General features: G+C 59.5%; 14 protein-coding genes and 1 pseudogene. 7 read left to right on the top strand and 8 right to left on the bottom strand.

The window, feature by feature from the left end:
• Window positions 1–16: 16 nt before the first annotated feature.
• From ACA058_RS25320 to ACA058_RS25310, 3 genes are all read left to right on the top strand, one after another.
• The gene (locus tag ACA058_RS25320; protein ID WP_497636405.1) at window positions 17–487 is read left to right on the top strand and encodes a nuclear transport factor 2 family protein; all 471 of its coding nucleotides are present in this window, start codon (window positions 17–19) and stop codon (window positions 485–487) included.
• A gap of 40 nt (window positions 488–527) precedes the next feature.
• A complete protein-coding gene (locus tag ACA058_RS25315; protein ID WP_497636404.1) occupies window positions 528–839 on the top strand; it encodes a GIY-YIG nuclease family protein in 312 nt (103 codons plus the stop codon).
• A gap of 86 nt (window positions 840–925) precedes the next feature.
• Window positions 926–1861, top strand: coding sequence for a glutathione S-transferase family protein (locus tag ACA058_RS25310; protein ID WP_497636403.1), 936 nt, complete (start codon window positions 926–928; stop codon window positions 1859–1861).
• Window positions 1862–1998: 137 nt separating this feature from the next.
• Here ACA058_RS25310 and ACA058_RS25305 read toward each other — a convergent pair whose 3' ends face one another.
• Window positions 1999–2349 carry a glutaredoxin family protein gene (locus tag ACA058_RS25305; RefSeq protein ID WP_497636402.1) on the bottom strand — a complete coding sequence of 117 codons (351 nt, stop codon included), beginning with the start codon at window positions 2347–2349 and terminating at the stop codon, window positions 1999–2001.
• Window positions 2349–3353 carry a nucleoid-associated protein YejK gene (gene yejK / locus ACA058_RS25300; RefSeq protein WP_497636401.1) on the bottom strand — a complete coding sequence of 335 codons (1005 nt, stop codon included), beginning with the start codon at window positions 3351–3353 and terminating at the stop codon, window positions 2349–2351. Before yejK ends, ACA058_RS25305 begins: the two co-directional genes overlap by 1 nt.
• Before the next feature lie 395 nt (window positions 3354–3748).
• Between yejK and ACA058_RS25295 the strand changes: the two genes are divergently transcribed.
• Both ACA058_RS25295 and ACA058_RS25290 read left to right on the top strand, forming a co-directional pair.
• Window positions 3749–4030: an HU family DNA-binding protein gene (locus ACA058_RS25295; protein WP_007905514.1), complete on the top strand. Its 282-nt coding sequence runs from the start codon at window positions 3749–3751 to the stop codon at window positions 4028–4030.
• A 367-nt stretch (window positions 4031–4397) separates the two neighbouring features.
• Window positions 4398–4655, top strand: a pseudogene (locus tag ACA058_RS25290) (transposase); the annotation flags it as partial.
• A 29-nt stretch (window positions 4656–4684) separates the two neighbouring features.
• Here the strand turns inward: ACA058_RS25290 and ACA058_RS25285 are convergent.
• The 6 genes from ACA058_RS25285 to ACA058_RS25260 form a co-directional block, all read right to left on the bottom strand.
• The gene (locus ACA058_RS25285; RefSeq protein ID WP_497636400.1) at window positions 4685–5917 is read right to left on the bottom strand and encodes a reprolysin-like metallopeptidase; all 1233 of its coding nucleotides are present in this window, start codon (window positions 5915–5917) and stop codon (window positions 4685–4687) included.
• A 177-nt stretch (window positions 5918–6094) separates the two neighbouring features.
• On the bottom strand, window positions 6095–7117 hold the full coding sequence (gene rlmF, locus ACA058_RS25280) for a 23S rRNA (adenine(1618)-N(6))-methyltransferase RlmF (RefSeq protein WP_497636399.1): 1023 nt from the start codon (window positions 7115–7117) through the stop codon (window positions 6095–6097).
• 217 nt (window positions 7118–7334) lie between these two features.
• Window positions 7335–10181 (bottom strand): valine--tRNA ligase, encoded by a 2847-nt coding sequence (locus tag ACA058_RS25275; protein ID WP_497636398.1) that lies wholly within the window; start codon window positions 10179–10181, stop codon window positions 7335–7337.
• A gap of 249 nt (window positions 10182–10430) precedes the next feature.
• Window positions 10431–10820 carry a DNA polymerase III subunit chi gene (locus ACA058_RS25270; protein ID WP_497636397.1) on the bottom strand — a complete coding sequence of 130 codons (390 nt, stop codon included), beginning with the start codon at window positions 10818–10820 and terminating at the stop codon, window positions 10431–10433.
• Window positions 10821–10828: 8 nt separating this feature from the next.
• Window positions 10829–11257: a DNA polymerase III subunit chi gene (locus ACA058_RS25265; RefSeq protein ID WP_497636396.1), complete on the bottom strand. Its 429-nt coding sequence runs from the start codon at window positions 11255–11257 to the stop codon at window positions 10829–10831.
• Between the two features lie 60 nt (window positions 11258–11317).
• Window positions 11318–12808 carry a leucyl aminopeptidase gene (locus ACA058_RS25260; RefSeq protein ID WP_497636395.1) on the bottom strand — a complete coding sequence of 497 codons (1491 nt, stop codon included), beginning with the start codon at window positions 12806–12808 and terminating at the stop codon, window positions 11318–11320.
• A 367-nt stretch (window positions 12809–13175) separates the two neighbouring features.
• Between ACA058_RS25260 and lptF the strand changes: the two genes are divergently transcribed.
• Window positions 13176–14294: an LPS export ABC transporter permease LptF gene (gene lptF / locus ACA058_RS25255; RefSeq protein WP_497636394.1), complete on the top strand. Its 1119-nt coding sequence runs from the start codon at window positions 13176–13178 to the stop codon at window positions 14292–14294.
• Window positions 14287–15348, top strand: a complete 1062-nt coding sequence (gene lptG, locus ACA058_RS25250; protein WP_497636393.1) for an LPS export ABC transporter permease LptG — start codon at window positions 14287–14289, stop codon at window positions 15346–15348. Before lptF ends, lptG begins: the two co-directional genes overlap by 8 nt.
• Window positions 15349–15412: the final 64 nt, after the last annotated feature.

Below are 15412 nucleotides of genomic sequence, written 5' to 3'. Positions count from 1 at the left end.
CGTTCGGAGCCTGCCCATGAGTGATGCCCACAGCGCATTGATCACCCAGTTCTACCAAGCCTTCCAGCGGCTGGATGCCGAGGCCATGAGCGCCTGCTATACCGATGACGTGGTGTTCAGTGATCCGGCGTTCGGCGAGTTGCGCGGTCGCGACGCCGGCGACATGTGGCGCATGCTCACCACCCGGGCCAAGGATTTTTCCCTGACATTCGACAATGTGCGCAGCGATGAACGCACGGGCGGCGCCCATTGGGTGGCGACGTATTTGTTCAGCCAGACTGGCAACACCGTGGTCAACGATATTCAGGCGCGTTTTGTCTTCCGTGACGGCAAGATCTGCGAGCATCACGACAGCTTCGATCTATGGACCTGGTCACGTCAGGCCTTGGGTGTCAAAGGCCTGTTGTTGGGATGGACGCCACTGGTGAAAAACGCTGTTCGCGCTCAAGCGTTGAAGGGCCTGAAGGCTTTCCAGGCCAGTCGCTGATAAGATCGCCGCTTGTTTCCTTTCAAGTCTTGATCGTTACGTGAGCACCCTCAACGAAAAACCTGCCGACGCCGACTCACAGGTGACTAAGCCGTGGTTCGTCTATCTGGTTCGCGCGGCCAATGGTTCGCTCTACTGCGGAATCAGCGATGATCCTGTGCGACGCTTTGCCACTCATCAAAGTGGCAAAGGGGCGCGGTTCTTTCTTTCCAGCCCGGCCGTGGCGCTGGTCTATACCGAAATTTGCCGCGACAAAAGCGAGGCGCTGCGTCAGGAACGGTTGATCAAAAAACTCAAGAAAAGCGCCAAGGAATGTCTGGTGGCCAGTGCTACCGCCGACTTATCAATCTGATTGATCAGTTCCCATCAGGCAGATCTGTAGGCTGCCTGCCGATTGCGCGCTAAGCTGGGGTTCCTATTCGTGCGGCGGAGCCGAGCATGTCCGAGTTGATCCTGCATCATTACCCGACGTCCCCTTTCGCCGAAAAAGCCCGACTGCTGCTGGGTTTCAAAGGGTTGTCCTGGCGTTCGGTGAAAATCTCGCCGGTGATGCCAAAGCCCGATTTGACCGCGTTGACCGGCGGCTATCGCAAAACTCCAGTACTGCAGATCGGTGCAGATATCTATTGCGACACCGCATTGATCGCCCGTCGTCTTGAGCAGGAAAAAGCCTTGCCAGCATTCTTTCCCGAGGGGCAGGAAATGATCGCCGCGTCCTTCGCGGCGTGGGCCGATTCGGTGGTGTTCCAGCATGCGGTCAGCCTGGTGTTTCAGCCGGAATCGATAGCGGTTCGTTTTGCCAATTTACCTCCCGAAGCGATCAAGGCGTTTATCGCCGACCGGGCGGGCGTGTTCAGTGGCGGCAGTGCAACCCGCTTATCCGCCGAGCAGGCCAGGCATCAATGGCCGACGATCATGGCGCGCCTGGAGCAGCAACTGCAACGCGAGGAGGGCGATTATCTGTTCGGCGAGCCGTCGATTGCCGACTTCGCTCTGGCTCACCCATTGTGGTTCCTCAAGGCGACACCGGTGACCTCACCACTTGTGGATAACTATCCGGCGGTGTCGGCCTGGTTGGCGCGGGTGCTGGGTTTCGGTCATGGTGCCCCCAGCGAGATGACCTCTGAAGAAGCCCTGAACGTAGCCCGCAACGCCACGCCTGCTGCGCTGCCGGATGAAGCGTTCGATGATCCGAATGGTTTCAAGGCGGGTCAGCAGGTGGTGATCGCAGCCACTGATTATGGTGTTGACCCGGTGGCGGGTGAGTTGTTGTTTGCCGGTAACGAGGAATTGATTGTGCGTCGTGAGGATGAGCGCTGCGGCTTAGTGCATGTGCACGTTCCGCGGTTTGGATTCCGCATCGAGGCCCGCTGAAAACCTATACCTGCACACACAACTGTGGCGAGGGGATTTATCCCCGTTGGACTGCGCAGCAGTCCCTCTTTTGGAGCCGCTGCGCGGCCCAACGGGGATAAATCCCCTCGCCACAAGAGTCTATTGCCCTGAAGAAGTTATTTCAGGGCAGCCAGAATCGCATCCGGGTCGTACCCGCGAATCAGCGTCCCGTTCACATCGATGATCGGAATCCCGCCGCCGCCCAATGCCTCATAGGCCTTGCGCGCCACGGCATCTTTCTCGATGTCGAATTCCTTGTACGCAATGCCTTTCTGATCGAGAAAGCGCCGGGTCAGCTTGCAGTAGCCACACCACTCGGTGGCGTAAAGCACGACGTTGGCCTTGGCCTGGGTCTGCTCGGACACCACTTGCGACGGGTTGAACACCCGCTCGATCTTGCCCCAGTGCTGATAGACCACGACCACCAGCAGGATCAGCAGGAATTTCTTCAATACGCTTCCGAGCATCAGTTGCGGCGCTTGAGCTGATCGGTGAGCGAAGTGGGCAAGCCCTTGATGATCAGCGTGCCGGCTTCTTCGTCGTACTCGATTTTCGAGCCCAGCAAGTGCGCCTCGAAGCTGATGGAAAGACCTTCGGCGCGGCCTGTGAAACGGCGGAACTGGTTCAGGGTGCGTTTATCGGCAGGGATTTCCGGCGACAGTCCGTAGTCCTTGTTGCGGATGTGGTCGTAGAAGGCTTTCGGGCGTTCTTCGTCGATCAGTTCCGACAACTCTTCCAGGCCCATCGGTTCGCCGAGCTTGGCCTGGCTGCTGGCGTAATCCACCAGGGTCTTGGTTTTCTCGCGCGCGGAGTCTTCGGGCAGGTCTTCGCTTTCGACGAAGTCACTGAAGGCCTTGAGCAGGGTGCGGGTTTCGCCCGGGCCGTCGACGCCTTCCTGGCAGCCGATGAAGTCGCGGAAATACTCCGAGACTTTTTTGCCGTTCTTGCCTTTGATGAACGAGATGTACTGTTTGGACTGCTTGTTGTTCTGCCACTCGGACACGTTGATTCGCGCCGCCAGGTGCAACTGGCCCAGATCCAGGTGACGGGACGGGGTCACGTCCAGTTGTTCGGTCACCGCGACGCCTTCACTGTGGTGCAGCAGGGCGATGGCCAGGTAATCGGTCATGCCTTGCTGATAGTGGGCGAACAGGACGTGACCGCCGACCGAGAGGTTGGACTCTTCCATCAGTTTTTGCAGGTGCTCCACTGCCACGCGACTGAAGGCGGTGAAGTCCTTGCCGCCATCGAAGTACTCCTTCAGCCAGCCGCTGAACGGGTGCGCCCCGGACTCGGCATGGAAGAAACCCCAGGCCTTGCCTTGTTTGGCGTTGTAGCTCTCGTTGAGGTCGGCAAGCATGTTCTCGATGGCGCTGGACTCGGCCAGTTCCGAGTCACGAGCGTGGAGAACTGCGGGCGTGCCGTCGGGTTTTTTGTCGATCAGGTGGACGATGCAATGACGGATCGGCATGGGCTTCTCGGCTGATTGAAGACGGGAGGGCGCGCTCCCCGAAAAAGCGCTCAGTGTACCGCAACCACTGGTTTTGGCGCGGTGCGAACGGCAATTGTGGGGCGACCCGAGGTGCTTATGCGTTTTTTTGCCGATTTAGAGCAATAAAGCTGACCAATTGGGTAGCTAGAGGCGGATATTTCCCCGTCTCTGTGCTAGTTTTGCCCGGTCTTACGCGTAGTCACTGCGTTAAGCGTGCATTCAGCATTTGTCAGGTCGAACCAAACCCTGATTTCGGTATCTATAACCCCGATCCCGTGGTTATTTGGCCGAGGGTGCCAGATCCAGAAGATCGGGCTCGATGGCTGACACTGCACTCTGCAATCCATATGAATTTGATAGGGAAGGAACACTACATGGCTCTTACTAAAGACCAACTGATCGCCGACATCGCTGAAGCTATCGACGCGCCGAAAACCACCGCGCGTAATGCTCTGGACCAACTGGGCCAAATCGTTGCCGATCAGCTGGAAAACGGCGGCGAAATCACTCTGCCAGGTATCGGCAAACTGAAAGTGACTGAGCGTCCTGCCCGTACTGGCCGTAACCCTTCGACTGGCGCTGCCATCGAAATCGCTGCCAAGAAAGTGATCAAGCTGGTTGTGGCCAAAGGCCTGACCGACGCTGTTAACAAGTAAGACTTGTTAAAAAAAACCGTGCGCCGGAGCGATCCGGGCACGGTTTTTTTGTGTCTGCGATTTTTCGATTCAGCATCGGGTTATGGAGTGATGACGATATCCGTAGGGGACACTGCGAAGAAAATATTGTTCTCGCAGCTCACACGCAGGCGGGCCTTCAGGGTGTTTACCTGTGGAAGCCCTACAGTGGCACGCCCATTATTTGGCCGATTGGAGGCCAGTGGCTGCTCCAGATAATGGTAGCCCCCGTCGGTTGACAGATGTACTGCCACTCTCGGGCAGGAGACAGGGGCCCCCGGTGTCAGGATAGTTGTCGCCTCTCCGATTTTTCCTGAAAAAGCATATCGGGGGCGGAAAGAGACTGGTCGTGCCGTACTATTCACCTGAACGCAGAGCCGCATTACTCAAGATGCTGCTTCCCCCGCTGAACCTGTCGATGGCCGAGGTTTCCCGGCGCGAAGGGGTCAGCGAAATGTCTTTGTCCAACTGGCGCAAGCAGCTCAGTTCTGAAGGAAGTGCAGTGTCCGAAAACAAGCCGTTCACCGAGAACTGGTCAGCCGAAACCAAGTTTGCTGTCGTCCTTGAAGCCGCCGGTTTGTCCGAGATCGACCTGGGCGAGTATTGCCCCTGTGGATCCTGGGTACGGCAATCTTTCTACCTCTTTCCCACCTTCGCCGTCGGCCGAACGAACCTTCCCCTCTCTCCCGGTGATTTTGAACGAAAAACCACCCCAGCCAGGCGACCAGTATCCAGGCAAATCCCGCGATTTGAATTACATCCTGACAGTGCGAGATCGAACTCATGCACGGTGGTCTCCATGAATTTCGGAGCGTTCACCGGGTCCTCATGTCCTGCATACCCATAAGCCGTATGTTTTTTTAGTATGCCTGGCTCTACTTCCAGGATGCAGGTATTGCCGACTCCTCCTGCAGCACCCCCGTTAAATGTATTGAGCATGAAGCCCGTATCGTAAGCGGCTGCGCCAACCACTCTTTCCAGGAGTTTTCTGTTTGCTTCGTGCCAGTCAAAATCATTTGTAGGGTCCTCATCCGGATTGGTGAGTATCAGTTTGTCGTTTTCATCAATCAGCGTGAAATGCACGCCCATATCGACTTCAAACGTCCGATTCATCCGATTGACCGTGTTAACCACGCCCAGCAGGCCGTCTTCTACGGAACCGCCAAACGCCTGGGTGAATCCACTGGTTGCAGTAATTGCCACACGGAAGTTGTAGAGAATATTCCCCTTGGGCGTACCGGTTGGCTCCACGCGATGCGCTTTGCTTTGCGCGGTGGCGGGTGATGTCTTGTCTTCCGGGTCCATCGGTGACACCTGCGCAGGTATATCAGACTGACTGAAACTCCAGTATCGGGATGCGGCTAGTGCCTTTGGTAGTGTCTTGCTTTGTGCATCCCATGCGCGCTGCACCAGCCACTCATCCTGGCCGGTTGAAATGGCAGCGCGTAGCGAGTTGCCGGACAGGTCGAGGCTGACCAGCTGACCGTCGATATCGCTGCCCTTGAAACTGAGGATGTTCGGGAATTTTTCAGCAAGCTTGGCAGGCAGGACGCCTGAGTCGGCTAGCTTGAATCGGCTGAACCCGCCATTAGGTAGCGGCAGATCCACCTCAAGCGATGGATTGGGCGCCTTCCTGGCCGCTGAGAGTTGTCGGTGAAGGCCGGGCAGGTCAAGATCGATTTGTCGGTAGCGCGAGGGAATGGCAGACCCTTGGGTTGGCTGTGGCTGGGCTGCGATTGAACTGGCTGGCTTGATCTCGCGCCAGAATCCTTCGGTATCGCTGGCGACAGCGGGCAGCATCGAAGCGCTGCTCAGGCACAGGGCATATAAACATTTTCTGATCGGTGCAGCGAATGCTTGCAGGGGCATGTTGTGGGCTCCAGAAATTTTCTGATCGTCCATAACAATGCCGCTGAATTTTCCAGGCTTATACTGTCATAAATAACAGTTTGTGGTCTCCGGCAGCTCCTGCTTTTACCTCCTGAAGTACAAACGCCCCGATATTCGGGGCGTTTGTAGTCGGCAATATGGCAAACCAGCCTTCACTCAACTTTTACGAGCCCAGCGCTCGCGCCAGAGCTGCTGTTCGCTCTTGGTCTGGAAGGTCCAGGCGACGAAACGGCTTTTCTTTTGTCCCTGGGACATTTCCACGACCTGGCTCTCCAGCACGCCGGCCTTTTTCAGGGCGATCTCGATGGCAGGCAGGTTCGACGCCTTGGAAACCAAGGTGCTGAACCACAGCACCTTGTGCTGGAAATGCGCGCTCTCGGCGATCAGTTGAGTCACGAAGCGTGCTTCACCACCTTCACACCACAACTCTGCCGATTGTCCGCCAAAGTTAAGCACCGGCAGTTTGCGTTTCGGATCGACGCGGCCCAGGGCGCGCCATTTGCGCTCGCTGCCTTTGGTCGCTTCGTCCATCGAAGCGTGGAACGGCGGGTTGCACAGGGTCAGGTCGAAGCGTTCGCCGGGTTCGAGCAAGCCCAGCAGGATGTGCTTGGGATTAGTCTGCTGGCGCAACTGGATGGCCTTGTTCAGACCGTTGGACTGGACGATGGCTTTGGCCGCGGCTACCGCCGTCGGGTCGATTTCCGAACCGAGGAAGTGCCAGCGGTAGTCGCTGTAACCGATCAACGGATAGACGCAGTTGGCGCCCACGCCGATGTCGAGCACCTTGACCGGTGCGCCACGGGGAATTTCGCCGTCATTGACGCTGGCCAGCAGGTCCGCCAGGAAGTGCACGTAATCAGCACGGCCCGGAACCGGCGGGCAGAGGTAATCCGCCGGAATGTCCCAATGGGCGATGCCGTAGAACGACTTGAGCAGTGCCCGGTTGAACACTCGCACCGCGTCCGGGCTGGCGAAGTCGATGCTTTCCTTGCCGTACGGGTTGATGATCACGAACTTCGCCAGCTCCGGCGTGGTCTTGATCAGCGCCGGGAAGTCGTAACGACCCTGGTGGCGGTTGCGCGGGTGCAGGCTGGCCTTCTCGCGCGGTTCCACGGCTTTGGCCGGGGTCGCGGATACGGGCTTTTTACGCGCAGGTCTGGGTGTGCGGGGGGCGGTCATGGGTGTGGTCGATTCGGGTATGGCTAAAAGTGGCGGGTATTGTCCCACAGACGATGTCAGCACGGGGATCTGTAGGAGCAAGGCTTGCCCGCGATGGCGATTCCGAAGACGCCATCGCGGGCAAGCCTTGCTCCTACAGGGGGCTGTGGTGTTGGGAGAACGGCAGGCATAAAAAAGGGAGGCCGCATGGGCCTCCCTCGTTTATTGCGATTTGCCGTTACAGACTGGCAATCCGCGCATGCTGCTCGGCCAACTTGCCCAGAGCCTGTTCAGCTTCGGCCAGTTTGGCGCGTTCCTTGTCGATGACTTCGGCTGGCGCCTTGTCAACGAACCCGGCGTTGGACAGCTTGCCGCCGACGCGTTGCACTTCGCCTTGCAGGCGCTGGATTTCCTTGTCCAGGCGCGCAAGCTCGGCACCTTTGTCGATCAGGCCGGCCATCGGCACCAGCACTTCCATCTCGCCGACCAGTGCGGTGGCGGACAGCGGTGCCTCTTCGCCGGCGGTCAGCACGGTGATCGATTCCAGGCGTGCCAGCTTCTTCAGCAGCGCTTCGTTCTCGGTCAGGCGACGCTGATCTTCTGCACTGACGTTCTTCAGGAACAGCGGCAGCGGTTTGCCCGGGCCGATGTTCATTTCGCCACGGATGTTGCGGGTGCCAAGCATCAGGCCCTTGAGCCATTCGATGTCGTCTTCGGCGGCCTGATCGATACGTGCTTCATTGGCCACTGGCCAAGGTTGCAGCATGATCGTCTTGCCTTCGATACCGGCCAGCGGCGCGAGGCGCTGCCAGATTTCTTCGGTGATGAACGGCATGAACGGGTGTGCCAGGCGCAGGGCCACTTCGAGCACGCGAACCAGGGTACGACGGGTGCCGCGCTGACGTTCGACCGGTGCGTTTTCGTCCCACAGCACAGGCTTGGAGAGTTCCAGGTACCAGTCGCAATACTGGTTCCAGATGAACTCGTACAAGGCTTGCGCGGCCAGGTCGAAACGGAACTGGTCGAGTTGACGAGTCACTTCGGCTTCGGTGCGTTGGAGCTGCGAAATTATCCAGCGATCGGCCAGGGACAGCTCAAAGGCTTCGCCGTTCTGACCGCAGTCTTCGCCCTTGTCCAGCACGTAGCGGGCGGCGTTCCAGATCTTGTTGCAGAAGTTGCGATAGCCTTCGACGCGGCCCATGTCGAACTTGATGTCGCGACCGGTGGAGGCCAGCGAGCAGAAGGTGAAGCGCAAGGCGTCGGTGCCGTAGCTGGCGATACCCTCGGCGAACTCGTCGCGGGTCTGCTTCTCGATCTTCTTCGCCAGTTTCGGCTGCATCAGGCCGGAGGTGCGTTTCTGCACCAGCTCTTCCAGTTCGATACCGTCGATGATGTCCAGCGGGTCAAGGACGTTGCCCTTGGACTTGGACATCTTCTGGCCCTGGCCATCACGCACCAGACCGTGCACGTACACGGTCTTGAACGGCACCTGCGGTGTGCCGTCTTCATTCTTCACCAAATGCATGGTGAGCATGATCATCCGGGCAACCCAGAAGAAAATGATGTCGAAGCCGGTGACCAGAACGTCAGTGGAGTGGAATTTCTTCAGGAACTCGGTCTGTTCCGGCCAGCCGAGCGTGGAGAAGGTCCACAGGCCAGAGCTGAACCAGGTGTCGAGTACGTCGTTGTCCTGTTGCAGCGCGACGTCCGGGCCGAGGTTGTGCTTGGCGCGCACTTCAGCTTCGTCGCGACCGACGTAGACTTTGCCCGATTCGTCATACCAGGCGGGGATCCGGTGACCCCACCAGAGCTGACGGCTGATGCACCAGTCCTGGATGTCACGCATCCAGGAGAAGTACATGTTTTCGTATTGTTTCGGCACGAACTGGATGCGACCGTCTTCAACGGCGGCAATCGCAGGTTCGGCCAATGGCTTGGTCGACACGTACCACTGGTCGGTCAGCCACGGCTCGATGATGGTGCCGGAGCGATCGCCTTTCGGCACTTTCAGGGCGTGATCGTCGACGCTGACCAACAGGCCGGCGGCTTCGAACGCCGCGACGATCTGTTTGCGCGCTTCGAAACGGTCCAGGCCGGCATATTCAGCCGGGATCTTGCCGTCGATCGCTTCATTCAGGGTGCCATCGAGGTTGAACGCCTGAACGGCAGGCAGGACATTGGCGTTCTTGTCGAAGATGTTCAGCAGCGGCAGGTTGTGGCGCTTGCCGACTTCGTAGTCATTGAAATCGTGGGCCGGGGTGATTTTCACGCAACCGGTTCCGAACTCAGGATCGCAATAATCGTCGGCGATGATCGGAATGCGGCGGCCGACCAGCGGCAGCTCGACAAATTTGCCGATCAGGGCTTTGTAGCGCTCATCGTTCGGGTTAACCGCGACGGCGGAGTCGCCGAGCATGGTTTCCGGACGGGTGGTCGCGACGATCAGGAACGCGTTGCCTTCAGCAGTCTTGGCGCCATCGGCCAGCGGATACTTCAGGTTCCACAGGAAACCTTTCTCGTCGTGGTTTTCCACTTCAAGGTCGGAAATTGCCGTGTGCAGCTTGGTGTCCCAGTTGACCAGGCGCTTGCCGCGGTAGATCAGGCCGTCTTCGTGCAAGCGCACGAACGCTTCCTTCACGGCTTCCGAGAGGCCGTCGTCCATGGTGAAGCGCTCGCGGCTCCAGTCCACGGACGAGCCGAGACGACGGATCTGACGGCTGATATTGCCGCCGGACTGATCCTTCCATTCCCAGACTTTCTCGAGGAATTTGTCGCGGCCCAGGTCGTGGCGATTCTGGCCCTGGGCTTCGAGTTGACGCTCCACCAGCATTTGCGTGGCAATACCGGCGTGGTCGGTACCCGGTTGCCACAGGGTGTTGCGACCCTGCATGCGGCGGAAACGGATCAGGGCGTCCATGATCGCGTTGTTGAAGCCATGACCCATGTGCAGGCTGCCGGTGACGTTCGGCGGCGGGATCATGATGGTGTAGGACTCGCCCGCGCCTTGCGGGGCGAAGTAATTCTCTGACTCCCAGGTGTTGTACCAGGAAGTTTCAATGGCGTGCGGCTGGTAGGTCTTATCCATGCGCGGCGGGACCCTATTGGCATTAATTCAGGAAAAGCCGACGAGTATAGCGGGGCATGGGGCGCAGGGCGAGCGAGTGCGGACTTGTGGCGAGGGGATTTATCCCCGTTCGGCTGCGCAGCAGTCGTCAATGCTGCGAATGCGTATTGCGACTGAAATGCTGGGGCCGCTTCGCAGCCCAACGGGGCGGTGCGACGTTTCGCTAAATCCCCTCGCCACAAAAAGCCCCACATTGGGGCTGTGTATGGTTCAGTCGTTGTACTGGCTCAGCAACCGCTCCATCCTCGCGCTGAGGCGGCGTTTGATTTCGGTTTCGATGTGCGGCGCGAAGTCGTCGATCACGTCTTGCATGATCAATTGCGCGGCGGCGCGCAGTTCGCTGTCCAGGTAAAGCAAAGCGTCGGCGTTCTGGTTGGTGCTCGGCACGGGCTCGGCGGCGGGCTTGGGCGGTGTCGGCTCGACGGTCGGCGTGGGTTCGCTGACGGTGTCGAACAGCATCGGTATCTGTTCCTGATCAGCTTCTTCGACCGTGTCGGTCAGCAGAGGGGGTTGCAGGTTGTCATCGCCGAGCAGTTGGCGGATCGACTCGAGGTCGTCCAGCAGGTGCGCGGATTGTTGCAGCGGTTTTGGAGTGTCCATCGGAATGCTCAGAGTCGCTGTAAACGGTGATCTTGCAGAGGATAGCCCTGTTCGCGGTAGAAACGGAAACTCTCCCGCGCAGCCGTGCGTATCACCGGGTCTTCGACCACCACTTCCGCCACGCGGGCGAAACGTTGGGCAAAGGTCGGTACTTTCAGATCGAGATTGACCAACAGGTCCTGATGCTGACCGCAGTCATCGCCAACGCCCAGCACGATCAGGCTGTCCGGTTCGCTTTCGGCGGGGCCGTGGGGCACGAAGCTTTCACCCTTGAAAGCCCACAGGCGCGCATCGAGATCGTCACGCTGGGCCGCATCGCTGCAATGCAGGTAGACGCGATGGCCCATGCGCCAGGCTTTTTCGGTGAGCTTGCAGGCGAAATCCAGTCGCGCCGAAGGATCTGCGCTGGGCAGGATGTAAAAGTCGACTTTGGTCATTGCGGTTCCTGACCCTTGTGCGACGTCACCCGAAAGTGACGCCGCCCGGGATCATTGGTTTCAGGCTTTGGCGCGGTCCAGCAGGTATTGGGTCAGCAACGGAACCGGACGGCCAGTGGCGCCCTTGTCCTTGCCGCCGCTGGTCCATGCGGTGCCGGCGATGTCCAGGTGCGCCCAGTTCAGGTTCTTGGTGAAGCGCGACAGGAAGCAGGCGGCGGTGATGGTGCCGGCTTTCGGACCACCGATGTTGGCGATGTCGGCGAACGGGCTGTCCAGCTGCTCCTGGTACTCATCGAACAGCGGCAGTTGCCAGGCGCGGTCGTCGGCAGCCTTGCCAGCGCTCAGCAGTTGGCCGATCAGTTCGTCGTTGTTGCCCAGCAGGCCCGAGGTGTGGGAGCCCAGTGCAACCACGCAGGCGCCGGTCAGAGTGGCGATGTCGATCACCGCTTGCGGCTTGAAACGCTCGGAGTAGGTCAGGGCGTCGCACAGCACCAGACGGCCTTCGGCGTCAGTGTTGAGGATTTCCACGGTCTGGCCGCTCATGGTGGTGACGATGTCGCCCGGACGCGAAGCGTTGCCGCTGGGCATGTTCTCGGCGCAAGCCAGAATGCACACCAGGTTGATCGGCAGCTTCAGTTCGAGCACGGCACGCAGGGTGCCGAATACGCTGGCAGCGCCGCCCATGTCGTACTTCATTTCATCCATGCCGGCACCCGGCTTGAGGCTGATGCCGCCGGTGTCGAAGGTGATGCCCTTGCCGACCAGGGCGTAGGGCTTCTCGGACTTCTTGCCGCCATTGTATTGCATGACGATCAGGCGTGGCGGCTGGGCGCTGCCCTGGCCGACGGCGTAGAACGAGCCCATGCCCAGGGCCTTGATCTTCTTCTCATCGAGGACTTCAACTTTCAGGTCCTTGAATTGCTTGCCCAGGTCTTTGGCTTGCTCGCCGAGGAAGGTCGGGTGGCAGATGTTCGGCGGCAGGTTGCCCAGGTCGCGGGTCAAGGCCATGCCGTTGGCGATGGCTGTTGCGTGGGTCACGGCGCGTTGCACTTCAGCCTCGGCGGCCTTGATGGTCACCAGGGTGATTTTTTTCAGGGCGCGCGGCTCGGCTTTCTGGCTCTTGAACTGGTCGAACTGGTATTCGCCGTCCACCAGGGTTTCGGCCAGCAGGCGGGTCTTGCCGTAGCTGTCGCGGCCCTTGACCACGATTTCGTCCAGGGCCAGCACTGCGTCGCTGCCGCCCAGGCCTTTGAGTGTGTTGAGGATGCTGGCGATGATTTTGCGGAATGGGCGGTCACCCAGTTCTTCATCCTTGCCCACGCCGACCAGCAATACGCGTTCGGCTTTCAGGTTGGGCAGGCTGTGCAGCAACAGGCTCTGGCCAACCTTGCCTGCCAGGTCGCCGCGCTTGAGCACGGCACTGATGGCGCCAGCGCTGAGCTCGTCGAGCTGCTTGGCAACAGCGCCGAGCTTGCGGCCTTCGCCGACGGCAACCACCAGCGTGGCGGTTTTCAACGTTTGCGGGTTGACGCTTTTTACAACCAGTTCCATGTCCGGGTCCCTGAATTGATGGTCAATACGCAAGCGCTCGACAAGGTGCGGGCAGCGCTTGCTTATAAATAGAAAGGCGGCAGTTTGAACCTCGCCAGCGGCGCCTGACAACCCTCGGTTGTACAATTGTGGGAGCGAGCCTGCTCGCGAAAAACCTGAGGCCGCCGAGGGGTTTCAGACTTCCCGCGTTATCGTTGACGACCATCGCGAGCATGCTCGCTCCTACAACCCCGCACCATTGCGCAGTGACAGGCGCACCCAATCACAGGATAATGCGCCATCTTTTTTTCGGCAGCTCTGCGTAGCGGGCTGTCTGCTGTCTTTGCTTGTTTGGCCGCCTTAGCCTGACAACCCTGGAGTGTCTGGTTTGATTGTCTTCCGTTATCTATCCCGCGAAGTCCTGTTGACCTTGAGTGCCGTCAGTGCGGTGCTACTTGTCATCATCATGAGTGGACGCTTCATCAAGTACCTTGCGCAGGCAGCTTCCGGTCTACTGGATCCGGGCTCGCTGTTCCTCATCATGGGTTTTCGCCTGCCGGGATTCCTGCAGCTGATCCTGCCGCTTGGCCTGTTTCTCGGGATCCTGCTGGCGTACGGCCGCCTGTACCTTGAAAGCGAGATGACCGTGCTTTCGGCCACCGGCATGAGCCAGCAACGCCTGTTTCGCATGACCCTGTTCCCGGCCACCCTGGTTGCGCTGATCGTTGCCTGGTTGAGCCTGAGCCTGGCGCCACAGGGTGCCAATCAGTTCCAGTTGCTGCTGAACAAGCAGGATGCCCTGACCGAGTTCGACACCCTGGAGCCTGGCCGCTTCCAGGCCCTGCGCGATGGCACGCGGGTGACCTATACCGAGCAGTTGTCCGACGACCGCATCAATCTGGCGGGGGTCTTCATTTCGCAAAAGAACATCAATTCCGACAAGAAGGATCGCGGGATCTCCGTGCTGGTGGCCGAAAACGGCCGGCAGGAAATCCGCCCCGACGGCAACCGCTACCTGATCCTCGACAACGGCTACCGCTATGACGGCAATCCGGGGCAGGCCGATTATCGGGCGATCAAGTACGACGAATACGGCGTGCTGCTGCCCAAGCCGGACGTCAGCGACGAAGTGACCGACCGTGACGCCATGACCACGGGTTCCTTGCTGGGCAGCGACGACCTCCGTTCGCGCACCGAGCTGCAATGGCGCCTGTCCCTGCCGTTGCTGGTGTTCATCGTCACCTTGATGGCGGTGCCGCTGTCGCGGGTCAACCCGCGCCAGGGGCGTTTCCTTAAGCTGTTGCCGGCAATCCTTCTTTATATGGCTTACCTGACCATCCTGATTGCCGCCCGCGGCGCCCTTGAAAAGGGCAAGATCCCGCCGGCGCTCGGCTTGTGGTGGGTGCACGGGATATTCCTGGTCATTGGCCTGGGACTGCTCTACTGGGAGCCCTTGCGCTTGAAGATGGCGAGTCGCCGCAGCGCGCTGGAGGTGGCCCGTGGTTAAGCTCGATCGCTACATCGGTAGCAGCGTGTTCGTGGCGATCCTGGCGGTACTGGGGATCATTCTCGGCCTGGCCACGTTGTTCGCGTTCATCGACGAGATGGGCGACGCCAGCGATACCTACACCTTGGTCGACGTTCTGAGCTACGTGCTGCTGACTGCGCCACGCCGGCTCTACGACATGCTGCCGATGGCGGCCTTGATCGGTTGCCTGATTGGTCTCGGCAGCCTGGCCAGCAACAGCGAGCTGACCATCATGCGTGCTGCCGGCGTGTCCATCGGGCGGATCGTCTGGGCGGTCATGAAGCCGATGCTGGTGCTGATGGTGGTGGGGGTGCTGATTGGTGAATACGTTGCGCCGGCGACTGAAAGCACCGCCCAGGCCAACCGCTCGCTGGCCCAGGGCAGTGGCGACGCGCAAAGCGCCAAGCACGGTCTGTGGCATCGCCAGGGTGACGAATTCATCCACGTCAACTCAGTGCAACCCAATGGCCTGCTGTATGGCGTGACCCGCTATCACTTCGACAAGGAGCGGCACATGCTGTCGGCGAGCTTCGCCAAGCGCGCGGAGTTCGATAAGGATCACTGGCAGTTGTCCGATGTCACCACCACGGTATTCCACGAAAAGAGCACCGAAGTGGTTACCGCACCGGTCGAGCGCTGGGAGGTGGCGTTGAGCCCGCAATTGCTGAGCACGGTGGTCATGGCACCGGAATCGCTGTCGATCTCGGGGCTTTGGGGCTATATCCACTATCTGGCTGACCAGGGGCTGAACAATGGCCGTTACTGGTTGGCATTTTGGGTCAAGGTGTTGCAGCCGCTGGTCACCGCTGCCCTGGTGCTGATGGCGATCTCCTTCATCTTTGGTCCGCTGCGTTCGGTGACCCTCGGTCAGCGGGTGTTTACCGGTGTACTGGTGGGCTTCACCTTCCGTATTGCCCAGGATTTGCTGGGGCCTTCGAGCCTGGTCTTCGGCTTTTCGCCACTGTTTGCGGTGCTCGTGCCCGCCAGTGTCTGTGCCCTGGCCGGGCTGTGGTTGTTGCGTCGCGCCGGCTGATGGCGGCTGGTTCCTCGCTTCGCTGCTGATAAAAAACGCCCCTGTCGCAAGACCGGGGCGTTTT

The sequence above is a fragment of the Pseudomonas sp. LBUM1649 genome (genome assembly GCF_059716155.1).
This window is presented reverse-complemented; position numbering and strand designations above follow the sequence as displayed.